Source organism: Neobacillus sp. S1115 (genome assembly GCF_055385565.1).
In genome coordinates, this window is record NZ_AP038275.1 from 3,774,129 (window position 1) to 3,798,764 (window position 24,636).

General features: G+C 40.4%; 19 protein-coding genes. 6 read left to right on the forward strand and 13 right to left on the reverse strand.

All coding sequences use genetic code 11. The features are described from left to right. Positions 1–438: 438 nt before the first annotated feature. The 3 genes from ACZ5B7_RS18220 (at position 439) to ACZ5B7_RS18230 (ending at position 3,573) form a co-directional block, all read left to right on the forward strand. Positions 439–1,413, forward strand: a complete 975-nt coding sequence (locus ACZ5B7_RS18220; protein WP_464490453.1) for a metal-dependent hydrolase — start codon at positions 439–441, stop codon at positions 1,411–1,413. A gap of 164 nt (positions 1,414–1,577) precedes the next feature. After that, positions 1,578–3,212 (forward strand): bifunctional metallophosphatase/5'-nucleotidase, encoded by a 1,635-nt coding sequence (locus ACZ5B7_RS18225; RefSeq protein ID WP_464490454.1) that lies wholly within the window; start codon positions 1,578–1,580, stop codon positions 3,210–3,212. A gap of 208 nt (positions 3,213–3,420) precedes the next feature. Further along, positions 3,421–3,573: a hypothetical protein gene (locus tag ACZ5B7_RS18230; protein ID WP_464490455.1), complete on the forward strand. Its 153-nt coding sequence runs from the start codon at positions 3,421–3,423 to the stop codon at positions 3,571–3,573. 77 nt (positions 3,574–3,650) lie between these two features. Here the strand turns inward: ACZ5B7_RS18230 and ACZ5B7_RS18235 are convergent, their stop codons facing one another. Further along, positions 3,651–4,091 (reverse strand): hypothetical protein, encoded by a 441-nt coding sequence (locus tag ACZ5B7_RS18235; RefSeq protein WP_464490456.1) that lies wholly within the window; start codon positions 4,089–4,091, stop codon positions 3,651–3,653. A 284-nt stretch (positions 4,092–4,375) separates the two neighbouring features. Between ACZ5B7_RS18235 and ACZ5B7_RS18240 the strand changes: the two genes are divergently transcribed. Continuing rightward, on the forward strand, positions 4,376–5,911 hold the full coding sequence (locus ACZ5B7_RS18240) for a CehA/McbA family metallohydrolase domain-containing protein (RefSeq protein ID WP_464490457.1): 1,536 nt from the start codon (positions 4,376–4,378) through the stop codon (positions 5,909–5,911). Positions 5,912–6,021: 110 nt separating this feature from the next. Further along, the gene (locus ACZ5B7_RS18245) at positions 6,022–7,077 is read left to right on the forward strand and encodes a HupE/UreJ family protein (RefSeq protein WP_464490458.1); all 1,056 of its coding nucleotides are present in this window, start codon (positions 6,022–6,024) and stop codon (positions 7,075–7,077) included. Between the two features lie 279 nt (positions 7,078–7,356). Here ACZ5B7_RS18245 and lepB read toward each other — a convergent pair whose 3' ends face one another. The 11 genes from lepB to ACZ5B7_RS18300 form a co-directional block, all read right to left on the reverse strand. Beyond that, a complete protein-coding gene (gene lepB / locus ACZ5B7_RS18250; RefSeq protein ID WP_464490459.1) occupies positions 7,357–7,905 on the reverse strand; it encodes a signal peptidase I in 549 nt (182 codons plus the stop codon). A 344-nt stretch (positions 7,906–8,249) separates the two neighbouring features. Then, entirely contained in the window at positions 8,250–9,317 is a 1,068-nt protein-coding gene (locus ACZ5B7_RS18255) for a phosphotransferase family protein (RefSeq protein WP_464490460.1), read from the reverse strand. Between the two features lie 78 nt (positions 9,318–9,395). After that, positions 9,396–10,631, reverse strand: coding sequence for an acyl-CoA dehydrogenase (locus ACZ5B7_RS18260; protein WP_464490461.1), 1,236 nt, complete (start codon positions 10,629–10,631; stop codon positions 9,396–9,398). An 88-nt stretch (positions 10,632–10,719) separates the two neighbouring features. Beyond that, positions 10,720–11,502: an enoyl-CoA hydratase gene (locus ACZ5B7_RS18265; protein ID WP_423798362.1), complete on the reverse strand. Its 783-nt coding sequence runs from the start codon at positions 11,500–11,502 to the stop codon at positions 10,720–10,722. Further along, entirely contained in the window at positions 11,499–12,386 is an 888-nt protein-coding gene (locus tag ACZ5B7_RS18270) for a 3-hydroxyacyl-CoA dehydrogenase family protein (RefSeq protein ID WP_464490462.1), read from the reverse strand. Before ACZ5B7_RS18270 ends, ACZ5B7_RS18265 begins: the two co-directional genes overlap by 4 nt. Positions 12,387–12,626: 240 nt before the next feature. Further along, on the reverse strand, positions 12,627–13,802 hold the full coding sequence (locus ACZ5B7_RS18275; RefSeq protein ID WP_464490463.1) for a thiolase family protein: 1,176 nt from the start codon (positions 13,800–13,802) through the stop codon (positions 12,627–12,629). A 99-nt stretch (positions 13,803–13,901) separates the two neighbouring features. Next, on the reverse strand, positions 13,902–15,464 hold the full coding sequence (locus ACZ5B7_RS18280; protein WP_464490464.1) for an ABC transporter substrate-binding protein: 1,563 nt from the start codon (positions 15,462–15,464) through the stop codon (positions 13,902–13,904). 61 nt (positions 15,465–15,525) lie between these two features. After that, complete coding sequence (locus tag ACZ5B7_RS18285; protein ID WP_464490465.1) at positions 15,526–17,181, reverse strand: long-chain-fatty-acid--CoA ligase; 1,656 nt, start codon at positions 17,179–17,181, stop codon at positions 15,526–15,528. A 25-nt stretch (positions 17,182–17,206) separates the two neighbouring features. After that, positions 17,207–18,343, reverse strand: coding sequence for an acyl-CoA dehydrogenase family protein (locus ACZ5B7_RS18290; protein WP_464490466.1), 1,137 nt, complete (start codon positions 18,341–18,343; stop codon positions 17,207–17,209). 148 nt (positions 18,344–18,491) lie between these two features. Continuing rightward, positions 18,492–19,961, reverse strand: coding sequence for a sigma-54 interaction domain-containing protein (locus ACZ5B7_RS18295; RefSeq protein WP_464494523.1), 1,470 nt, complete (start codon positions 19,959–19,961; stop codon positions 18,492–18,494). Positions 19,962–20,086: 125 nt separating this feature from the next. Then, entirely contained in the window at positions 20,087–20,749 is a 663-nt protein-coding gene (locus ACZ5B7_RS18300) for a hypothetical protein (protein ID WP_464490468.1), read from the reverse strand. A gap of 261 nt (positions 20,750–21,010) precedes the next feature. Here ACZ5B7_RS18300 and ACZ5B7_RS18305 point away from each other — a divergent pair, with 261 nt between their 5' ends. After that, positions 21,011–21,772 (forward strand): SDR family NAD(P)-dependent oxidoreductase, encoded by a 762-nt coding sequence (locus ACZ5B7_RS18305; RefSeq protein ID WP_464490469.1) that lies wholly within the window; start codon positions 21,011–21,013, stop codon positions 21,770–21,772. A gap of 347 nt (positions 21,773–22,119) precedes the next feature. On the opposite strand, the gene ACZ5B7_RS18310 is transcribed toward ACZ5B7_RS18305, so the two are convergent. Beyond that, positions 22,120–23,892, reverse strand: coding sequence for an ABC transporter ATP-binding protein (locus ACZ5B7_RS18310; protein WP_464490470.1), 1,773 nt, complete (start codon positions 23,890–23,892; stop codon positions 22,120–22,122). Between the last annotated feature and the right edge of the window lie 744 nt (positions 23,893–24,636).

Sequence of the window (24,636 nt, forward strand, 5' to 3'; positions counted from 1 at the left end):
TTTACTCTGTACCACCTTCGGCAGTATGGACTTTGTTTTGGATTGCAAACTCATCCAATGATACCTAGCCTTATATGAAGTTCGTGTTCCTCAGACCGGAGGTTTGCCGTTCGCTTCCTTCAGATTCCGCGTCACCACGGACACCCTTGCGTTAAGCTAACCACTACTACTGCCTTCATGGCTCGGGACTTTCACCCTAGAGACTGCACCCATGCCGGGCGCACAATCTAAAAGCCCGAAAACATGCGTTTCCGGGCTTTTCTTTGATTTTTAGTACGCCCCTGCTGCCTGATAACTACTCTTCTCCTTTTGAAGCAGAAGAACCGTCCCCGTGCATCATTACAAAAACAATATATACTTTTTACATCAGTTTAATAAAGTAGACTCCAACTTCAAATATAATAAAGTAGAGGCTGACATTTTAAGAGGAGTGATGAAATGGATACAACTTCTCACATCTTAATGGGGTTGGGACTGAGTGCTCTTGCTCAAATGGATCCTGTGATCGCTAATGATGCTGCCCTGACACAAGCTGTTGTTTTGGGTACAGTCATTGGTTCCAATGCTCCTGATTTTGACTTTATGTATCTTTTGAAAGGAAAAGGCAGCTACTTTCGAAACCACAGAGCATGGTCCCATTCCCTACTTGCTTTACCTTTATGGAGTGCTGCCGTTTCCGGTATTATTTACTCTATATTAACAGTCCCTTCTTTATCCCACCTATTCTTTTGGACCTTCTTAGCCGTTATGCTGCATGTCTTCTTTGATTTGTTTAATGTGCATGGTACTCAAGTTTTGCTTCCTTTTTCAAACAAATGGATTGCCTTTGATTCCCTCCCATTATTTGACCCAACGATTTCATTCGTACATATCCTAGGATTTTGCCTGCTGCCTTTCTATAAACCTGGAAAAACCTTTCTGATTATCTATCTTTTTATCTTCCTATATGTTGTTGTCCGGACTATTTATGCAGTTATGATAAAAAGAAAATTAGAGCACCACTTTATCCGTTCCCTTCGAATAAAATTGATCCCACGTACGTTCTTGTTTCAATGGGACGTCTTAATCGAGACCAAAACAGACTTTTTATTTGGCGTCTATTCCGAAGGAAGTCTACACATTGAGCATACTTTTTCAAAGGAAATAGACTTTCCAGAACTCGTTTCAGATAGCCAAAACCACCCGACCGTTTCCGATTTTCTTTCTAGCACCCAATATGCCTTTCCGTTTGTTCGTTCTTGGAAAAATGGATACCTCATCTATTGGAAGGACCTTCGTTTTCGGACTAGAAAATTTTTTCCCACTCTAGCCATCCTATTTATTTCGTCTGATTTTAAAATAAAAAATTGCTTTATCGGTACATTGCATTCCTTGAAGCAATACAAACAGGTTGTTCGAAAACTAAAAATATAAAAAAGGGTGATTTAATGAAAAAAACATTATGGATGATTACTAACAAAATGACAAGTTATGTTCATAGCACAATACTTCTCACCCATCCTCACACTCTTTTCTACATAAAAATTCCACCATAAATTTTTATCCGCACCCTAAAAAATAGTTTAGGAGGGAAAAAAGTGAAAGGCGCATTGAATGGGAATGCCATCAGAAAAGCTGTACCTGCTTTGATCCTTACGACTGTGTTTTCAGCGGCTTTTGTTTTAGACTCAGGGAGACCTGAAACGACAGGCATTTCTCGCAGCATCGAGACTGGTCAGTCGCGCATTCACGTTCAATTGCTTGGGGTTAATGATTTTCACGGCCAATTAAATGTAACCCGTGAAGTAAACGGAAGGCCAGTTGGCCGCGGGGATTATCTCGCAGCCTATCTAAAAGAAAGAAAAGCGGAAAACAAAAACACCCTGTTAGTTCACGCAGGTGACATGGTTGGCGCAAGCGCACCCGCCTCTTCGCTTTTACAAGAGGAGCCCGCAATCCATGTGTTAAACAAAATCGGCTTTGATATCGGAACGTTAGGGAATCACGAGTTCGACCGAGGCACGAAGGAAATGCTCAGATTGATTCGCGGAGGCTTCAACCAAAGGTCCGAATATTTTATAGGTGCTGGGTTCCCCTATCTATGTGCCAATGTTCTTAACTCAAAGACAAATTACCCCCTTTTCCCTCCCTATAAAATTATGAAAGTAGCAGGCGTTCCAATTGGATTTATTGGTGTGGTAACGGATGATACACCCAGCATGGTGGATTCAAACGCGATTGAAGGAGTCATATTCATCGATGAGGTAACTGCCATTAATCAAGCTGTTACCGAATTAAAGGACCAAGGCGTAAAAGCAATCGTAGTTCTGGCCCACAATGCAGGCAAACAGGCTTCCCGTAACGCTGCCGCATCCGGTGAGATCGTTGAAATGGCAAAACTGGTGGATGATGAAGTAGACGTCATGTTTGCTGGCCACAGCCATTCTTACCTTAATACGGAGGTTGATGGAAAACTGCTAGTCCAGGCTGAATCCTACGGGACTGCCTTCTCCGATGTGGATTTGGAGATTGACCTAGCAACGAAAGACATTGTGAGTAAAAAAGCGGAGATTGTTGTTACCTATCATGACGCTATCAAGCCAGATCCAGTGATGAAAGCATTGATTGAAAAATACGAAACAGAAGTTTCCTCTGTGGTGGATGAATTTGTTGGAACGGCTGCTTTTGATATTACTAGCAAACGGAACGAAAATGGTGAATCCGCTTTGGGCAATCTGATTGCTGATTCTGAGCGTTCCATGATGAATACGGATTTTGCTTTTATGAACCCAGGTGGAATCCGGGCAGAACTTCAAGCTGGTCCTGTCAGTTATGAAAAGCTGTTAACGATATTGCCATTTCATCATCATTTGGTGAAGATGCAGTTGACTGGCGACCAAATCCGCCAGGTTTTAAATCAGCAGTGGCAACTTGACCAAGTGCGGATGCTGCAGGTTTCCGGTTTGAAATACACTTGGGATGAGAGGAAAACTGGTAGCGACAAAATCGTCGATTTATATACGGATGACGGAACCTTGGTTGTGCCTGATAAAACCTACTCCGTGACTGTAACCAGCTATCTGGCCAATGGCGGTGATCATTTCACTGCTTTTAGGAGTGGGACGAATAAAGAGATTGGACCTATTGATGTTGATAGTTTTAAAGAATACCTGAAACAGTTTAATCAACCTATTCGCTCTTTCATTGATGGCCGGATTCAAAAAGTTCGCTAATAGGATTCCCGCTAATGAATGAAGGACATTTCCACCCCGGAACTCCTTCATTTTGTCCTTCTTTCACCAAAGTGGTCAATTCGTTAGAAATAATTTAAGAAAACATTACGGCTTTTTAATCTAGCCTTAAAAAAGAAAGTCTACAATTAACGTTACTAACTAGATGGAATGGCACCAAAAAATATTATTCATAAAAGAAGGATGATATATGAATTTTTCCTATAAAAACTATCAAGGCGGAAATAATAATTTAGTCGTTATAGAAAGCAATGGAGTGGTTACCACGAGTTTAAAAGATAAGGATACCGCTATAAGAACCCATAAAAGAAAATTAAAGCGGTTAAAGGCTAAACAAAAATGAAACATAGGGACGGTTCTCATGGCAATTTAAATTGATTACAAATTAAAAAAAGCCTGCAGAACCATCCCCGTCGTTTCTTAATAATTTTTTATCAGCATTTTATCAATTTCACGTACTTGATCATATGAATTTAATAGTTTCTCAGGTACCAAGGTTCGGCCATATTCCCAGGCATTCCTTTCTATTAGAGACAGAAGCTGTGCTTTTTCTTCATCCTCACCATAATGTATAGTCCTTAAATCATGTTTATTTTTCTTAAAATCTAAATAATAACCGAGTTGACGATAAAGAATAAGTCTGACACAGTCTTCATCTGTCTGTTTAATTTTAAAGTTAATATTCGCTATGTATCCATTTATTTGCAGGTAGTTAAACTTAAGAGTATTCGTTGATACGTTATAACTCATCGGTGCAGGTAATTTATTGTTCATCTCATAATTAATATCTAATTTGTGCTCTTCTAGAGTTTTACTAATGATTTCCTCAATATCCCATATATAAAGCATTTTATCGACCACTTCCCTTCCTAAAATTTTTTCATTAAAAATAATTTTTTCTGCCTTCCTCTCTTTATTTTTATGAAATGGTAACGGAAAGTAAATCCTTCCATTTACCTTAAGCCTTTATACCTGCATCAACCGCCATCCTTCCATTTTTTTATTATTTATTTCGATAAAGATAGTTCTTTTGTATTATTTTTCCTAATTTACACAACATTTACAGAATATTCATTCTCCCCTAATAAAACTTATTTAATATTTAAGCTGTTGAGCAAGCTTATTAATAAGGGGGCAAAGGAAAAATGAAAACTCGTTTTAAGAAGGCTATTCCTTTCATTGCAACAACAGTTCTTGCAACAACTGCACTTACAACCCAAACATTATTTAATGAGGGTGGTAATCAAAAAGCAGAAGCACAGTCAGTCTCAAATGAAGATGTGAAAAAGAAGGATGCTACATGGCTTGCAGGTGACCACCACGTGCATAGTGAATGGAGTGTTGGCTGGGACAATTCTACAAATCCTCCGACTGCTATTAGAGGTGGGGATGCTATCTATCCAATCTCTAAAAATGCAGAAAATGGTAAAAAGTATGGACTGGATTGGATGATGACAACAGATCATGGGGGTCCTAATCATTCCAAGGTTAACTTAGAACAAGCCTATCCTGAATTATTAAAATCCCGTGCAGCTGTTCCTGAAGTTCTTCAATTCTACGGAATGGAGTTTGACACACCAGCAGCTGACCACAGCACTCTCATGATTCCAAAAGGTGAAAATGAATCGCAAGTGCTTTACGATATTGAAAGTAAATTCAATAAACGTGATCCTTTTCCAAACGATGGAAGCAGGGATACAGAATCAACTATGATGGATGCTCTTAACTATATGAAACAAATGGATGAACTTCCAATTTCTATCGCACACCATCCATCCCGCTCAGCTACTGGTGTCGGTGTATGGGGACAAGATACTCCACAAGAGTTCCGTAATTGGAACGATATCGCACCTAACATTTCTATCGGTATGGAAGGTGCGCCTGGACACCAGGCGGCTGCTATTAACCCAGATGGCTCTCTTGATCCTAAAGGATCCCGTGGTTCGTATGGAAACGTAAACGCTCCAACAATGGGTGGATTTGACCAAATGTCAGCTATCGTTGGCGGTTTATGGGATTCGATGTTAGGTGAAGGAAGACATTGGTGGATTACTGCTACCTCTGACTCACATGTTAACTGGCGTGATGGAGGAAGTGACTTCTGGCCTGGTGAATATTCTAAAACATACGTAAAAGCAGTGAAAAATTATAAGGATGTAATGGAAAACCTGCGTAAAGGTAATGTATTTGTTACAACGGGAGACCTTATCTCTGAACTTGATGTTAAAGTGCAAGCAGTAGGGAAAACACCATTGCATGCAGAGGCAAAAGGAAATACAGCATCAATCGGTGAAACACTTACACTTCCTAGTAAGAAATCTGATGTAACCGTAACAGTTCGCATCAAAGATCCAAACGCTGCGAACTCTCATGGAGATAAGCCAAATGTTCAACGTGTTGACTTAATTATGGGAGAAGTTAATGGAAAAGTGGAAGACCGCTCAACTGCTTCTAATCCGACAACAAAAGTTGTGAAGCGTTTCACTGAAAATGATTGGAAACAAGACGGTGAATACATCACTATTACTTATACTTTAAAAGGTGTAGATAAAGATAGCTACATTCGTTTACGTGGTACTAACACTGATCAATTAGAACCAGAAAAAGATCCTAAAGGTGAAAACCCATGGAATGATCTTTGGTTCTACTCAAACCCAATTTTCATGAAAGCAAGTAAATAATTAGGAATTCAAGGAGATTTTGACGAGGGGCATTTTATACTCCTCGTCTTTCCGTTATCTTTAATCATCAACAACATTGCGAGAAAACATTTGAAATGGACGTGGAATGAATGAAAAAGCTATGGCTGCCTACTTTATTCTTTTTACTTTTATTTGGTTCCCTTTTGCCTGCCCCATCCTCTGCCCATACCAATAATAGTGAAGGTTTTTCTACCATAGAAGTCAAAGAAAAGTCACTAGATTACAAGTTGAAACTTGATCTCGAAGAACTAGGCCATGCCCTTAATAAGGGAACAGAAGAAAAGGAACTGATTAACAATAAGATTGTGGAGCAATATATAAATTCCCATATAAAACTTTATGCGGATAGTCAACTTATTGAAGGAAGCTTGGAAAAATCAGATATAGAGATGATTAACGAGACACCATTTGCGGTCATTAACTTGACATATACTATGGAACATAAACCCCAAAAACTAGTAATGGAATATAATATGTTTATGGACGACTCCGATCCAAGTCATGCCAATTTCGCAACCATTAAAATGGACGGGAAACAACAGGAAAAGATTCTTACATTTGAATCGAGGGAATTAGAAATTGGTGAGGTAAGCCTTTTGCAAAATGTTAAACAGTTTGTCGTTCTTGGCTTAGAACATATTTTTACAGGCTATGACCATATCCTGTTTATCATTAGTTTACTTTTTGGGGCAAAAACCTTTCGTCATATTCTTTCTTTAGTCACGGCCTTTACGATTGCCCATAGTATCACATTGGCTCTTGCTACTTTCGACATTATTCAGCTGCCAAGCAGATTTGTGGAATCCGCTATTGCTTTAAGCATCGTCTACGTTGCACTTATGAATATTTTTAATAAGGACTCCAAACACCAGCCATGGCTTGCCTTTGCTTTTGGTTTAATCCATGGATTCGGTTTTGCAGGAATTTTATCAGAAATGAGATTAGATACGAACCATATGGCTGCGTCCCTCTTATCTTTTAATATCGGGATCGAAATCGGCCAACTTATCATTGTATCGTTGGTATACCCGCTTATTTTATGGATAAAAAAATTAACGTTGAAACCAATTAAATGGGTTATTCCCGGAACCTCAGCAGCGATTTTAGCATTTGGACTTGTTTGGTTTATTGAAAGGGCTTTTTAAAAAAAGGCTGTTTTCGTAAATATTGTTGCTATCCCATAGAGATATAATTACTCTAATAAAAAACTCGCATTACGTTTGCGAGTTTTCTATGTTATATATGGAAGTAGTTATTCAACTAAAGCGCTAATCAGTTTAAGTGCCTTTTTTCACAATCTCAGCTCTAATACAGGAATGCATCCCTTTTGTTAATTAAGGAATTCAATAAATAAGGTGGTCCTGGACCAACGCACCCGATGGTTTTGAAGAAGAGACCGGTCCTACAATATACACAAGTTGCAATTAGTTATTTACCATTTTAATATCTTTTATTGGATAGTAAACAACATTTGTTGTCCCTACTACCTTTTCCATTGGTATCGCTCCAATATCACGGCTGTCTTTGCTTCGCCTTCTGTTATCTCCCATTACAAACAAACTATCTTTAGGGACAGTATCACTCCCTACAGCGGTTTCCTTTAAAGTGAAGGAGTCTGTTAAGGTTCCTCCATCTTTTAATGATTTCTTGTATTTTTCTAAGTAAGGCTCGTTGTAAGCCTTCCCATTTATATATAAAACATCATTTTTATACTCAATACTGTCACCCGGGAGTCCGATTACACGTTTTATGTAATCCTTACCTTCTGGGGCGTGAAAAACAACAATATCAAATCTTTTCGGTTCCCCAATTTTGGTTACTACCATACGGTCCTTGTCCTGGAGAGTGGGGTTCATTGATTCACCGTCAACAACAATAGGAGCAAAGAAAAAAGAGCGAATAATAAATGCGATAACAAGAGCACCCAATATTGTTTTAAACCATTCAAACGTTTCATTTTTCTTCATTGTCATTACTCAACCTCCCTTAATATTCATCTGGATTCATATCCTCATTTTACCATATTTGTTTATGAGTACCCCAATAGAATCTTACTCTTAATTCTGGAAACCCTTGAAATATACTTTCCAACATTTTTCCGCCTCCTAAAACGCAATTATAGCAAGGTCCTATCAGAATCGGTAAAAAAACAACAATCTATGCGAAAACAGCCTTTAGAAAAGATCCTAAAAAAATGCCATAGGGACGGATTTCTTGGTACCTTTGGGACACCAAACCCATCCCCCATGACCGTCCCAAATTCAACAAATCATTTTGAGGCAAGAGAACCGTCCCCATGCATTATTCCATGCATCATTTATAGCCCCTTGGTCGACAACAAGGCGTATTCAATATAGCTGGCAGCTGCTTGATTCATCCGTGCGAATCTCTCGTCATGGGTCTGCCCTTTGAAATACCGGTAATAAATTTGCTGGGCTATGACAGCCAATTTAAAGTACGAGAAGGTAAGATAATAAGGGATAGTTGAAACGTCCAGGCCGCTTTTCTTTGCATACCTTTCTAAAAATTCTCTGCGAGTAAAGAAGCCTTCTTTTGCTGTGATGGGTTGGTTCCCTGGCCCGCCTTTTAATTCATCAGGGTCGCCGGATTCCAGCCAGTAACATAAGGCCACCCCAACGTCTGCCAGCGGATCGCCGATTGTGGCCATTTCCCAATCAAACAAACCGGTCATCTGGCAAAAATCCTCTGAAAACATCGCATTATTCAATTTATAATCATATTGAATGATAGCGGGTTTTGGTGAAACTGGGATATTTTTTTGCAGCCAGGATGTTAACTCTTCAACACCGGGAACCTCTTCCGTTTTGGCATTTTCATACCGTTTAATCCAGCCGCCTGTTTGCCTCTCCATAAATCCATCGGGCCTTGAAATCTTTAGTAATTCCGTTTTTGTGTAATCGACCTGATGAAGTTCTACTAATTGATCGACCATGATTTCCGATATTTTTAACCCTAAACTAGGATGATAGGGAACATGTGCAGGGAACTCATTATCTAGCACTAACCCTTTTCTTCTTTCCATCATAAAAAAAGAACTGCCGACAATGGAGTCATCATTGGAAAAAATATACGGTTTAGGCGCAGTTGGAAAGATCGGGTGCACATTCGATAAAATCGTATACTCCCGCCCCATATCATGGGCTTTTGGCGCAACTGGTCCGTGCGGCGGCCGGCGCAGCACCGCCTCCCATTCCCCAACTCTTATTAAATAGGTCAGATTGGATTTACCTGCACCAAATTGTTCAATCTCCAATTTGCCTGCAGGGGCCTCCTCTATATGTTCCTGAATAAACTTTTGGAGCTTCTCATAATCGAGTTCCTCCCCTTTTCTCACATCAATCGTGTCACGAAAGGTTTCCTTCATTTCTTTAATCACTCCCTTTTTAAAAAAAGTTCAGGCAATGGAATACTGCCCCCCATTACCTGAACTCGGATATTAATTTTAACTCCGTACTGCTGATAATTCTGGAGTTTGATATTTTTTAAGTTCCAATCTGGCAATCTGACGGCGATGCACTTCATCAGGACCATCGGCGAGTCTTAATGTACGTGCCTGCGCCCAATGATTGGCAAGAGTGAAATCATCACTTACGCCGGCAGCACCAAATGCTTGAATCGCACGATCAAGCACTTTAAGTGCCATATTTGGTGCAACCACTTTAATCATTGCGATTTCGGCTTTCGCCTCTTTATTTCCAACTGTGTCCATCATATAGGCCGCTTTCAATGTCAATAAACGGGCTTGCTCGATTTCAATTCTTGATTCTGCAATCCACTCTTGAACAACACCTTGCTCGGCAATTTTTTTACCAAAGGCAGTCCGGTTTAGCACTCGCTTAGTGAGGTCTTCGAGTGCACGTTCTGCAAGACCGATTAATCTCATGCAGTGATGAATCCGTCCCGGTCCAAGCCGCCCTTGGGCAATCGCGAATCCTTTTCCTTCTTCCCATAGCATATTCTCGGCAGGCACCCGGACATTTTCATAAACAATTTCCGCGTGACCATGCGGGGCATCATCATACCCAAACACTGAAAGGGTTCGTTCAATCTTCACACCTGGTGTGTTTAATGGGACGAGAATCATAGACTGCTGTTCATGCAGCTTTGCGGTTGGATCATTTTTCCCCATTACAATCGCAATCTTGCAGCGCGGATCCCCTGCTCCTGAGGACCACCATTTTCTGCCATTGATGACATATTCATCGCCATCTCTGACAATGCTTGTTTCAATATTGGTTGCGTCACTGGAAGCTACATCTGGCTCTGTCATTGAAAAACAGGAACGAATTTCGCCGGCCAAAAGCGGTTCAAGCCATTGTTTCTTTTGGGCTTCCGTACCATATCGGACAAGAACTTCCATGTTTCCTGTATCTGGTGCGCTGCAATTAAATACTTCTGGACCAATCATGGATCTCCCCATAATCTCACAAAGGGGTGCATATTCCAGATTGGTTAATCCAGCCCCATATTCACTTTCCGGCAAGAACAAATTCCATAGCCCTTCCGCTTTTGCCTTTTGTTTCAATTCCTGCATAATCGGAGGAATATCAGACCAGCGTGTTTCCTGTTGATTCAGCTGCTCCTTATACAACTTTTCATTTGGGTAAACATACTCCTCCATAAAATTAATTACTCTCTTTTGCAAGTTAACAACCTTTTCAGAATATGAAAAATTCATCCTATCCATCCCCTTTTCATGTTTTTAGATAAATTTAAGATTGTACAATAGACCTGAATCGAGTGTTGGCATGTTCACTGTTACCCAGTTATTTATGGGCAAAAACGGGCTTTCTTTTTTCGATAAATGCTGAAACTCCCTCTTTCACATCTTCTGTTAAAAAGACCTCTCCAAACAGTTCAGCTTCTCTTTCAATTCCGGCATGGAATTCCATATTTGTTCCTTCATCTACCGCTTTTTTAATCCGAGAAAGAGCCTGCAGAGAATACCCGCTGATTTTCTTGGCCATTGCCAGTGCCGCGTTCATTCCTTGTCCTGTTGCGACAACTTTGTTCACGAGTCCAAGCTTCACCGCTTCATGTGCCGAAATGGGGTCACCGACAAACATGAGCTCTTTTGCTTTTGCTTCTCCTACTATTCTCGGAAGACGCTGGGTGCCCCCTCCGCCAGGGAAGATTCCCAATTTGATTTCCGGCAGGCCAAGCTGCGCGTGTTCTTCGGCAATCCGGATGTCACAAGTGATGGCAAGCTCACAGCCGCCGCCGAAGGTCAGGCCATTTAAGACGGCAATCGTCGGCTTCGGCAGGAAATCGATTTGGTTAAAGACGGCATGCTGCTCCAATACTCGGTCCTTCATGCCTGCTTTGCCAATGGATTGAGGAAACTCTTTAATATCTGCTCCCGCCATAAACGCCCGGCTTCCTGCCCCCGTCAAGATGACCACCACAATGTCGTGATCGCTGGCAATATCATCAAAGACAGTCTTTAACTCACTGGTTACCTGCCCGCTTAAAACATTTAGCGGCGGATTATCAATCGTCACAACCGCAATATGATCACTTTTTTCCAGTTTTACTAATTGCGTATTCACTTTGCCTTCACTCCTGTTTTTTCATATTCATACCAGCCCTTGCCGGTTTTACGGCCAAGAGTCCCAGCCTTCACTTTTTCTTCCAGGCTTGCAGACGGCTTATCCTCTTCATTTCCTGTTTCTTTATATTTTTCCGCCAGTGCATAGTAGCCGACATCAATGCCGGATAAATCCATCAGTTCAAAAGGGCCCATCGGGTGGTTTAATGCTTTTTTCACAATCGTATCAATGTCTTTATAATCGCAGATGCCTTCTTCATACAGCTTGAGCGCCTCGTTATTTAGGGCAAACAACAGCCGGTTGGCTATAAAGCCCCATGTTTCCTTGCGCAGCAACACGCCTGTACGATTGATTTTTTCACAAACAGCCATTGTGACTGCAGCCGTTTCTTCAGACGTGGTCTCACTCATGACGACCTCGACACAATCCATCACTAAAGCTGGAAAAAAGAAGTGCATATTACAGACTTTCTCCGGCCTTCTGGTAACATCGGCAATTTTTGAACTAGCAATTGTGGAGCTATTGGATGCTAAAATGGCATGAGGAGGTGCCAAACGATCAACAACAGCGAAAAGCTCTCGTTTGACATCTAGCTTTTCAACCACAGCCTCAATGACAAAGTCTGTATTCCCTACTGCCACTTCTAAATTAGTAGTATAAGACAACCGGGCGAAGGCCTGATCCAAGCCTTCCTTACTGATTTTCCCTTTTTGAACCCATTTTCCCATTTGAAAATCAAGGGCTTCCTTTGCCTTTTCCAAGGCCTTCTCCTGGATATCGTAGATGGTTGTTGAAAACCCGCCTAACGCGCATAACATGGCAATTTGGTGTCCCATCGACCCTGCACCTAACACCGAAATATGTTTTACATCCTGTATATTCAATGATTTCACTCCTTCCGATACTTTCTTAAAGATTGTTGCTATTAAGGATTCGCAATAAAAGAGTTGAATTCGCAAATAAAACTGCTAAATTCGCAAATAAAACTCGTAAAGTCACAAATAAAGGTGCTGGGTTCACATATAAAACCTGAAAACCCTCCATAAAAATGTAATATTACTCTTCACCACGTCAATTCTATGAAAGAAGCACCAATATTTGCGAAAACAGCCTTAAAATAATTCTTATCCTTCTCGCTCAATCAGCGCTGCAATGCCTTGGCCTCCGCCAATACAAGCTGTAATCAATGCCCGCATTTTATTTGTTCTTTGTAATTCGTAAACGGCTTTCGTCATCAAAATGGCACCTGTTGCTCCAAGTGGATGGCCGTGTGCAATTGCCCCGCCGTTTACATTGAGCTTAGCCTCGTCGATTTCCAGCTCGCGGTTACAGGCAAGAACCTGAGCAGCAAACGCTTCGTTCAATTCTACTAAATCAAAATCATCGATCTTCAATCCTGTCCGTTGTAATAGCTTTCTAGTTGCCGGTACCGGACCGATTCCCATAATATTAGGATCCACACCGCTTACCGCAGAGTCACGTACAACTGCCAGCGGCTTTACGCCTAATTCTTCAGCCTTTTCACGGGACATGATCACTAATGCGCTGGCTGCATCATTGAGCCCTGAACTGCTTCCGGCTGTAACGGTTCCTCCTTCAAGGAACGCTGGCGGTAATTTAGCTAATCCTTCAAGCGTCGTTGATGGTCTCGGATGTTCATCCACTGCAAAGGGAATAGGCTGCCCTTTTCTAACAGGAATTTCAATAGGCACAATTTGTTGTTTGAAAAATTCTTGTTCCATAGCGGCTGCCATTCTTTGCTGGCTTCTTAATGAATAGGCATCCTGTTCTTCTCTAGAAATATTATATTTTTTTACTAGATTTTCAGCGGTGATTCCCATTGGCGGATCACCGATTTCCTTTGGTGAAAGCTGCGATTTGCGAAAACTTGGCGGCGCTGCACTGTACGCTTTTGTTGCGCGATCCATTAAATAAGGAGCACGGCTCATGCTTTCGGTCCCACCCGCCACATAAATATCACCTGCTCCGGCATTAATCGCCTGGGCAGCTAAAACGACGGCATTGATACCAGATCCGCACTGACGGTCAATGGTTAAACCAGGTATTTCAAGAGAAAGTCCGGTTTGCAGAGCTGTTAATCTGGCAATGTTTCCGCCGCCGCTTAACACATTTCCAAAAATAACATCATCAATCTGATTCGCGTTAACACCTGCTCGATTTAGCGCTTCCTTTATCACGACTGCACCAAATTCATGGGCATTCAGGCTGGCTAAGGCGCCGCCTTGTCTTCCTATTGGGGTTCTTACTGCTGATACGATTACTGCATCTCTTTTTGACATTCTTTTTTCCTCCCTATTCATCTATTAACTTTTATATTTTTTAACCTATCGTCCGGTTTGCCAAATAGCATTCGCTCAGCTAACCATTTCAAAGCTATTCTATTTGTCCAGCCATAGGAATGAAAACTTTGGTTTCCCTAATAAAGTTCCTTCGAATCCTTTTACCTGCGGAGACATGGCGGCAGCTGCAGGCGCAAAGAAAACAGGTATGGTCATTGCCTCATCTAAAATAGCAATCTTATTAATCTGGGCATATAGCTTTGCGCGTTCTTTCTGGTCATAGGTGGCGGCAGCCTTTGCAATTAACTCTTCTTTTTCCGGTGTTGATTCACCGCCCGCATTATAAAAAGCTTTACCGCTGATTAAAGAATTCATGGTCTGCTGCGGATCAGGCCGGCCGCTCCAAAACGTAAACCAGGCTTGCCCCCGTTTCTCATTAAAATATATTGTGTTCCCTTTGTTGGCTTCCGTGGTTTGAATATTCATCGTGATTCCCGCTTCCTTGACCTGTCCTTTTACCGCCTCGGCTATCCTTTGATAGAATGGCAGATTTGGAACATACACATCAAAACTAACACTTTCTACCCCTGCTTCCTTCAATAACGATTTTGCTTTCTCGATGTCGTATGGAATTTTAATATCCTGATTGGAAGCCCAATATTCCTTCGGGAATGTTTGATAAGCTGGCTCACCTTCTCCGAACGTTAATACTTTAACTAGTGTCTCTCGATCGATGGCGTATTGTAGTGCTTGACGAACCTCTTTCTTGTCTAATGGAGGCAGCTTCGTATTAATGTACATATTTTGGAAAGCAACCTTCATTTTTGAATTAAGGACAATATTTTTATCTTGTTTCAAGGTCGGGATGTTATTAGGAGATACATTCCAGTAGAGCTGTACTTGTCCAGATTTCAGTGCATTCAATCTTGTATTTTCATCAGGCATGACCTTTAATGTCATTTGATCAAGATATGGAAGCCCTTCCTGCCAGTAGTTTTCATTTGCTTTCAGCTGGATTTCTGCATTTTTCACCCATTTTTCCAGTTTAAACGGGCCTGTACCTACTGGATTTTGACCAAAATCGGTACCGAATTTCTTTACTGCTGTTGGGGATACCATCATTCCGGACCGGTCTGATAATGCTAGTATGATAGAGGAATCTGGCTGTTTTAGGTTTAGTTTAGCTGTATGGGAATCCACCACATCTACAGACTCAACATTGCCTAAATCTGATACCATAGAATCTGGAGAAATTGCCCGTTCGATGTTAAATTTTACAGCTTCCGCATCAAATGGAGTTCCATCATGAAAGGTAACGCCCTTTCGCAGATGAAGAATAATCGTCTTGTCATCCGGAATATCCCAGGATTCAGCTAATCCCGGCTGTGGTTCTAGCTGTGCATTAAAATTAACGAGGGTATCATATATTGGATACAGTAACGCATGGTCATTACCTGAGTTTCCAAGAAGAGGGTCGTAGTTGCTAATATCGGTATCAAAAGCAATCGTTAAACTTCCACCTTTTTTCGGTGTCGAGGCTGTTTGTTTTTCTGCTGTGTTTTCATGTGATTTTCCGGAGCTCGAATTATTATTTGAACACCCAGCTACAAGCAATAAGGCCATGATTAAAATAGCAATTAATCTTTTGGGCAGCTTATCCATATAATCCTCCCACTAATATATTTGTCTTTTTAATCATTTATTCGAATTTCTTTCGTCCCTTTTAAACCCTTCCTTGCATTGTTGCCAATTCCTGTTCCCGCAGCTCTCTTTTTAATAATTTCCCCACCGCAGATTTAGGCAGTTCATCTCTAAATTCAATCAGCTTAGGTACTTTATATGCAGCTAATTTTTCTTTGCAAAATTGGATAATGTCCTCTTTTGCTGCTGTTTTGCCGCTTTTTAATGAAATATAGGCCTTTACTGTCTCACCGCGATATTCATCAGGTATTCCAATCACCATGACTTCCCTTACTTCTGGAATTTGATAGATTACCTCTTCTACTTCACGGGGATAAACATTGTATCCGCTTGCAATAATCATGTCTTTTTTTCGATCCACAACATAAAAATAACCATCTTCGTCCATGTAACCAATGTCACCTGTATGGAGCCATCCTTCTCTCATTGCTGAGGCTGTTTCCTCGCACTTTTTCCAATACCCTTTCATGACTTGAGGACCGCGTACCAGTATTTCACCTTTAACTCCAACAGGTGCTTCTACTATTTCTCCTTGATCATTATCAATGCCAATTATGACCCTGGTATTTGGAAAAGGGATTCCAACACTTCCTATTTTATTTCTTGTGTACGGATTGCTCAGGGTACCTGAGGTAGCTTCTGACAAACCATAACCGTCGGAAATATAGGTGCCTTCTCCTATTAACTTTTGAAAGCTTTCATAAATTTCCTTAGGCAATGGCGAACTGCCACAGAAAAAACCTTTTATATTTTCAATACCGTAGGATTCTACGTTTGGAAAATGCAACATGGCAGTAAACATCGTTGGTACCCCAAAGAAAATAAATGGAGGATCTTTTCGGATCAATTCCAACACAGTTTTCGTTTCAAATTTAGGAATGATAATTTGCTTATATCCGAAGCGAAAGCCTGATAACGTCACATTTGCAAAGCCAAAAATATGAAATAAAGGCAGAAAACTTATAACCGTCCTGTTTTTGATGCTGGGTGTATCAAAACGCTTAAATACATACTCGTAACATTGTTCAATCTGAGAAATAAAGTTTTGATGGGTAAGCATTACTCCCTTTGAAACGCCTGTTGTACCGCCTGTATATTGTAATACCGCAATATCTTCCTTTGGATTAATCGAAATAGATGGTGCATCTTCCAGATAGGTTGCTAGGAAATCCTCAAAATAGAAATCCTCCTCACTTATAGAACCATTCTCCACAACGTCTAATGACACGACGATAATTTTTTTTATGGGTGTTTTGCTTTGAACTCTTTTTACTCTTTCATACACGGAAGCATGACAAATGATAACTTCAGCATTTGCATCATTTAGCTGATATTCCAATTCTCTTTCTACATACATCGGGTTTGTCTGTACAACAATTCCTCCAAGCCGAAAGACAGCAAAGGCGGAAAAAATATACTGTGGGCAATTGGGAAGCATGATCGATAAACGGTCTCCCTTTTTAAAACCACGCTGATATAAAGCACCAGCTAATCTATTGGCAATTTGCCGAACATCCCTATAGGACCATTGTTCCTCATTGTATTCTAGTGAAGTATCAGAATCGAAACGGTAAACAGCATCGTTGAGCATTTCATATAAAGACTTTTCTTTTATCACAACATCTGGATTCACTTCTTTAGGATAAAATTTCAGCCATCTCATATTCTCGGATACCAATTTTACAACTCCTTAATTCAAAAATTTACATTAAAACCCGTTTTGCAATGACAAGCTTTTGTGTCAAATTTGAACCTTCATGAATCTGTGTGATTTTCGCATCCCGCATCATTCGTTCAACAGGGTAATCATCGGTGTAGCCGTTGCCCTCCAAGATTTGAACGGCATCCGTAGTCACCTTCATGGCGACATTCGAGCAGAATAGCTTTGCCATAGAGGCAGTACCTGCCACTTCACCTGATCCGCTGTCCAGTAATTCTCCACCGTAGTAAAGCAATCTTCTTGCAGCTTCAATCTCTGTTGCCATATCAGCCAGCATTAGCTGGGTATTATGAAATCTCAAACTCTCCCTCGAAGAGCGCATAAATTTATGGGCATACTTTATTGCCTCTTCATAAGCGCCTTGTGCAATCCCCAAAGCTAGAGCCGCCACATTTAATCTCGTCCGATTAAGCGTTTCTTTTAAAATTTTAAATCCTTTGCCCTCCCCTCCAATTAGCTGTGAATGATGAATTTTTACATTTTCTAAAATAACCTCTCTTGCTGGAATCCCTTTTACACCCATTTTTCCTGCTTCTCTTCCAACTATTAGTCCGGGTGTTCCTTGCTCGACAATAAAATAGGTGATTCCAGCATTTTTTATTCTGGGGTCCATTGTAGCCACAATCATGTAAGTGTCAGCTACCCCAGCGTTAAACACAAATAACTTTTTGCCATTCAAAACATAATAATCGCCCATTTGCTCAGCTGTCGTATTAACCGTTTCCAGATCGCTGGTGATTCCCACTTCCGTAATACCAATCGCCCCTATTAAGTCACCTGATGTGAGAGGAGGTAAATACTTCATTTTTTGCTCCTCCGTACCACCTAGAAGAATGGGGTTCATCACCATTTCCTGATTCGTCAACAGCATGGATGTCGAACCGCAGCAGCGAGCAATCTCTTCAATCATAATCAACTGGTTCAAGTGCGATAAGCCGCCACCGCCAAAACTGGTAGGTACACTTGTTCCGAATAATCTATTTTCTGCTAACTTCCTGACGTGGGTGTCCGGTATTCTTTGAAGTTGGTCCACATCTTTTGCTACAGGAAGAAAGCAATCTTCAGCAATAGACCGGATAAAATGACGAACCATATGAATCTCTTCCTGAATCAATTCCATTGCCCCTCCCCTGGTCATTATTCTTTTATAATGCAATTTCTGTGCCAAACTAAATTGACAGGTTATTTAGGCTCCATTCCTTCGATAATGCAAAAACACAACAAAAAAACAGTGCAAAATTGCAACACGTTGCATTTCCGCACTGTTTTTAGAAATTAGAATATTTTTGTACTTTCCTTGATAACGTGGATGCATCGACGTCTAGTGCTTTTGCTGCCGCGCGAATGCTGGGGTAATTTTTCAAGGCACGATCGATGAGCTTTTTTTCATAATGTTCCATTTGCTCTTTCAGGGACCTTACATTGTCAGTTGCTGGATTGATTTCGTCACTTTCCTTAACTGGTTCAGTCTGCGTTTTTTCGTTATGTTGCTGTATAAACAATTCATTTCTGATGTCCTCAGCAGTAATGATCGGTTTTTCAATCATAATGCACAGCCGCTCTACTATGTTTTGAAGTTCTCGCACGTTACCTGGCCAATGATAACGTTGAAAACTATCCAAAACTTCTTTTGAAAAAATCTTATTCACGCCATATTTTTGTCTTATGTTATGGATAAAGTGATAGGTTAACGGGACGATATCATTGGGTCTTTCCCTTAGCGGAGGAATATGAATCGGAATGATATTTAATCGATAATAAAGGTCCTTTCGAAATCCTCCTTTTTTGATTAAATCTTCCAGATTTTGATTGGTTGCAGCGATCACCCTGGTGTCAATTTTGATTGGCTTTGTTCCTCCGACCCTGGTAAGTTCAAATTCCTGCAGCACCCTTAGTAATTTGACCTGTAAATGTAAGGGGATTTCGCCAATTTCATCTAAGAGAATCGTCCCCTTAGCGGCCTGTTCAAATAAACCAACTTTACCCTTAGGACTGGCTCCAGTAAAGGCACCAGGTTCATAGCCGAACAATTCAGATTCTAACAGATCATTGGGAATCGCCCCGCAATTCACTTTGATAAGCGGCTGGCTGCTTCGATTGCTATTTTCATGAATTAATTTTACAACAACCTCTTTACCTACTCCTGATTCCCCATATAAAATGACAGTTGAATCATGCTGCGCGACTCTTAAGGCGCGGTCGATGACTTTCTTCATTTTCAAGTCGTAGGCGACAATGGAATGAATGGCCGTTTTATTGGATTTTAGTTCTTCCAGCTGCTGAGTGATTTCCTCATGCTCCTGCTCTAATTGAAAAATTTCATGCTTGAGCTGGTTTAATACCGTTACGTCCAACATCTGACTGACAACTTTAATGATTTGTCCTTGTTTATTTTTAATAGGGATGGCGGTTACTAAAACTTCCTTGCCATTATAGAGTTTTGTCAGTTGGGTAATAGGTTTTCCTTCTTTAAAAACCTGCAGTTCGGCGGTTTGGTCGATGATTTCCTCGATTATTAAATCCCGATGCCTGCGGCCAACCACATCACTTACCGATAATCCTGTTTGTTCCTTAAATGCCGGATTTACTTCGGTAATCCTGCCGTCTTGATCAGTGATGACCACTCCTGTAATGGAATGCTGAAACATTTGCTGATACGTTTCATAAATCTCTTCCAGTTTCGCTAATTCGCACGGTGCGTCTGATACGAACGTCCACTTACGATCCCTGTTTGTTATTTTTTTGGTCCTCCTTCCAATTAGGGTTGTATGTAAATAATCTGATTAAAGTTATTGTATTCTATATTTTCTGAAAAATAAACGAATTAATCTTCTGCTCCTGAAATAAAGGAGATAGTTTCTTATTAATGATTTTGCCGTTGAGTTTTTATAATTTCTAAATATTGGGTATCACCTAACCCATAATCTTTAAATTTCTCCAGTAAAACCAACATAAGTTCTTCTTCTGGTACATTACTGTGCTTCTGAATATACTGCATAAGATCGCTGTAATTATTTAGGTAATTCAAATATAGCTCTATCCCCTTCTTTAATGGTTCAGGATTGATATTTTCAGGCATTGTTTTATCAATCAACACTTGTTTGTAAACTTCATAATATCCCTTCGCCTTTAGGGAAAAATGGCTCACAAGCTCAAACTGATCACCAACTAAATGAAGATCAATTGGACCTGTATACTCTGCATGGTCTAGCCAAGCTAGAATGGTCAGAATATTGATTTGACAAAACATATCTGCATCAAACCATAATGCAATATGTGTAAAATTCTCGCTGAAAAGCGGCTGCAATGATGTTAGTGTGTGTTCAGTATATTGTTTCGGGGTTACATGATGAACCTTTGCACGTATTTCGATGAATTCATCGGAAAATAGATTAGGACACGTGTTTCCATAACACATTGCCTCGTTAAAAGGAACCATCAATTCTTGATTAAGAAAATTTGTCTTTTTGTAATAATTATACATAGCTAGTCCATTTAGAATATGTATTGTTCTTTTTTGTATCATTGTTAACAACCTCTGCTTCTATTTATTTTAAGCCATTGAGACAGACCATCCCTTATGTTCCTGCATCTATGCTTCCACATTTTATACAGCTTTTTCAGACGTGCTTATTTCCCTCTCCAATGTACCGAATTATTTGAACTAATATACGTTGGTAACTCGAGATGGTTCCAATGGAAAATTACTCATTCAGTTTTATTAGTTGTTTGCATTATAATATTTATATACATAACAAAAAATGAACCAAATAAAGGAGCTTTGAACATGGACTTGCAATTACAAGGCAAAAACATACTCATTACCGGCGGTTCAAAAGGAATCGGAAAGGCAATTGCCAAGGCATTTGTTGATGAAGGAGCAAATGTTACGATTACCGCCAGAGGCTTAGGTTACTTAGAAGAGACACAAGCAGAACTTGGCGGCAGCGTGGCTATAATTCAAACCGATATTACCAATCCTGAGGAACGGGAGAAATTGATTCATACTTATACCGAGGAAAATGGATCAATTGATATACTTATCAATAATGCCGGCGGCAGTAATGGCAGTAAAGTAATTGAAACCGATATGGAACTTTTTTATCAGGCAATGGAACTGAACTATTTTTCCGCAGTACATCTGAGTAAACTAGCTGCCCTTCCTATGAAAAATCAGCGGTCGGGATCCATTATTAATATTACTTCTGTTTATGGTAGGGAAAGCGGCGGTAAAGTTACCTACAATAATGCAAAAGCGGCGCTTATCAGCTTTACGAAGTCTTTGGCTGACGAAGTGATTCCATATGGTATCCGTGTGAACAGTATTGCTCCTGGTAGTATTTTGCACGAGACTGGCAATTGGATCAAACGCATGAACGAGGATCCTGAGGGCATTAAAGAGTTTGTGAATAAAGAAATTCCTGCAGGCCGCTTCGGTACCCCGGAGGAAATCGCCAATGTTGCGGTATTCCTTGCTTCTGAAAAAGCATCCTGGATTGTTGGAGCCAGCATAAATGTCGATGGCGGACAATCGAAGATGAATTTTTAAGGTTTTTATTCCTATTCCGGCTGAATCACAATGTAAATAATACACAAAAACGCTTGGGCTTTCCAAGAAAATCCAAGCGTTTAACTTTATAGAGGCTTTATTCTCCCGAACCAGCTAATACTTGAATCATTCGGGTGCATATAAAATTTATATCCTCCCAAACTTGCAATCCCTTAAAGCATTATGGCTCATATAGAGGATATATACTCCCGAACTTGCAAACCCTTGAATTGTTCGGGCGCATATAAAGGTCTTTATCCTCTCGAACCAGCAAACCAAGTAATAAATACCTTTTTCGAAAAGAAATGGCTGCACATAAGCAACCAATTTCGCTACCCAATCTGTTTTCAGCCCGCTGCCAATTTCATTTCTTCTTCGGCAGTCGTATTTTGCTTTGAATAAAGTTCTTTGTAATAACCGTTTCTTTTTAGCAGGCTCTTATGGTTACCGCTTTCTACAATTCTACCGTTTTTCAAAACAAATATTGTATCAGCATTCAAAATCGTTGATAGCCTGTGCGCAACCATAATGATGGTCTTATCTTGATCAAATTGGTTAATAGACTCTTGAACAAGCTTTTCACTTTCATTATCAAGAGCGCTGGTCGCTTCATCCAAGAAAATCAACGAAGGATTCTTTAAGAAAATACGGGCAAGTGCCACCCGCTGTTTTTGGCCGCCAGATAGCTTAACCCCTCTCTCCCCAATTTCTGTATCATAGCCGTTTGGCATTGCTGAGATAAAATCATGTGCAAAGGCCTTTTTGGCGGCAGCGATTATTTCTTCATCTGTCGCATCAAGCTTTGCCATCTTAATATTGTCCTTAATCGAAGTACTGAATAAAAAGTTATCCTGCGTGACAATCCCCATATGCTCTCTAAGATTATCAATTGAGTAATCTTTGATATTGACCCCATCAATTAACACTTCGCCTTTCGTTACATCATACATTCTCAGCAAAAGCTGCAGGATGGTACTCTTACCGCCGCCGCTTTCACCAACAAACGCATACGTTTTTCCTTTTTCAAGGGTCAACGAAACATTATCTATTATGTTCTTCTTTCCATCATAGGAGAATGTCACGTTATTAAGCTCGATGCAATCGTTAAATTCTTTCAATTGAACAGGGTTAACTACTTCTTTAATTGCCTTAGGGGTTCCAAAGAAATCAAAGATCCTTTTTAAAGCAACACTTCCTTCGGTAATGGCCGGATAGGCATTCACTAGAGCGGCAACAGGACTTCTCATTTTATCGACATAGGCAAAGAAGGCAATTAGGCTTCCCATCGATAACCTACCATCAATCACAAACAAACTGGCAATGATCGCGACGATAAATGGTGTCATATCACTTAAAACATTGACGAACGCTAGCATGATCGCATTAATTTTGGCGTGCCGATCTGTTAATTTGTCAAATTGAGTTAAGTGTTGATCGAGTTCCTCTTTGTCTCTTTTTTCCGAAGCAAACAACTTCGAAAGGAAGGCACCTTGGATTTTTTCAAAAATAAACCCGCTCATTACCGATCGATATTGCATCATGTTGCGGGTTGATTTTTTTAATCTTTTTGACAGGATATGAGCAAGAATAAACTGTAAGCCAACTAGGAAAACGGACAGGAGCGTTAATTTTACATTGAGTGTCAACATGACCGCCACTACGAACACGAGCACAATCATTTCTATCCAGATGTTCCCAAAGAAGGCTGTCAAGAAACCTTTTACCTTTTCTATATCATCGAAAAATCGTGTAGCGATTTCTCCACTTTTGTTATCAACAAAATATTTCGCATCAAGAGAATGAACTTTCTTAAAGGCATCTTTGCGAAGGTGTTTCATAATATTATTATTGGCCTTGTGAATACAAAATTGCCTTACGTATTCCATCGGTGTTCGGATGAACAGGAATACGGCCAGCATGCCGAGCCCAATAGTCAAGAGCTGTTCAAGCATATCTGTGCGCGACAATTGCTCATTTTGCAGCAGAGAATCAAAAATATATTTTAAAATTAATGGAACAAACAGCGGTACCAGGAACCGAAAGATGCTCCCGACAAATCCAAGCAAGTATAATCCCCTTACCGGTTTCACATATGGTAAAAACAACTTGAAATCTTTCATTTTATCATACTCCTTTCAAAATTGATCCATCGGCCTTATCGAGTGAAGTTTTCTAATGTATTGGATGGTTTCATTCTACGTTGTTTTAATAGTCTCCTAACCGCATAGTTTCTGAACCTACACCGCAGGTTTTTTGAGTGCTTCCGCAAATAATTGCGGATGCTTTTTATGCAAAAAAAAAACCGCTTTCGCGGACTTTCAAGCAAACATTTAGGCCATCTTATTTGTTATTGTTTGTTTAGTAGGATTCTGTCGCTGCCAAGCCATTGTGGGGTTATGAACCGCTTCTTATCTACCGAACTATGGGGCAGTCAATCCATAAGGGAGTTATGAACGCTTCTTATCTACCGAACCATGGCGCTGTAAAGCCATTGGGGGGTTATGAACCGTTCTTATCTACCGAACTATGTCGTTGCCGAACAATTGGGGAGTTATAAACTCTTCTTATCTACCGAACTATGTCGCTGCCAAGTAATTGGGGAGTTATGAACCGTTCTTTATCTACCGAACCATGGCGCTGTCAAGCCATCGGGGAGTTATGAACGCTTCTTATCTACCGAACTATGTCACAACCAAGTCATTGGGGAGTTATGAACGCTTCTTATCTACCGAACTATGTCACAACCAAGTCATTGGGGAGTTATGAACGCTTCTTATCTACCGAACTATGGCGCTTCCAAGTCATTGGGGAGTTATAAACACTTCTTATCTACCGATCTAAGTCGCGGCCGAACCATTGGGGAG

Coding starts and splice junctions, on each gene's coding strand:
- ACZ5B7_RS18275 (WP_464490463.1), bottom strand. CDS start 13,802: ATGTCAAAAAGAGATGCAGTAATCGTATCAGCAGTAAGAACCCCAATA.
- ACZ5B7_RS18290 (WP_464490466.1), bottom strand. CDS start 18,343: ATGGAATTGATTCAGGAAGAGATTCATATGGTTCGTCATTTTATCCGG.
- lepB (WP_464490459.1), bottom strand. CDS start 7,905: ATGACAATGAAGAAAAATGAAACGTTTGAATGGTTTAAAACAATATTG.
- ACZ5B7_RS18300 (WP_464490468.1), bottom strand. CDS start 20,749: ATGATACAAAAAAGAACAATACATATTCTAAATGGACTAGCTATGTAT.
- ACZ5B7_RS18245 (WP_464490458.1), top strand. CDS start 6,022: ATGAAAAAGCTATGGCTGCCTACTTTATTCTTTTTACTTTTATTTGGT.
- ACZ5B7_RS18280 (WP_464490464.1), bottom strand. CDS start 15,464: ATGGATAAGCTGCCCAAAAGATTAATTGCTATTTTAATCATGGCCTTA.
- ACZ5B7_RS18260 (WP_464490461.1), bottom strand. CDS start 10,631: ATGAATTTTTCATATTCTGAAAAGGTTGTTAACTTGCAAAAGAGAGTA.
- ACZ5B7_RS18305 (WP_464490469.1), top strand. CDS start 21,011: ATGGACTTGCAATTACAAGGCAAAAACATACTCATTACCGGCGGTTCA.
- ACZ5B7_RS18310 (WP_464490470.1), bottom strand. CDS start 23,892: ATGAAAGATTTCAAGTTGTTTTTACCATATGTGAAACCGGTAAGGGGA.
- ACZ5B7_RS18255 (WP_464490460.1), bottom strand. CDS start 9,317: ATGAAGGAAACCTTTCGTGACACGATTGATGTGAGAAAAGGGGAGGAA.
- ACZ5B7_RS18220 (WP_464490453.1), top strand. CDS start 439: ATGGATACAACTTCTCACATCTTAATGGGGTTGGGACTGAGTGCTCTT.
- ACZ5B7_RS18230 (WP_464490455.1), top strand. CDS start 3,421: ATGAATTTTTCCTATAAAAACTATCAAGGCGGAAATAATAATTTAGTC.
- ACZ5B7_RS18240 (WP_464490457.1), top strand. CDS start 4,376: ATGAAAACTCGTTTTAAGAAGGCTATTCCTTTCATTGCAACAACAGTT.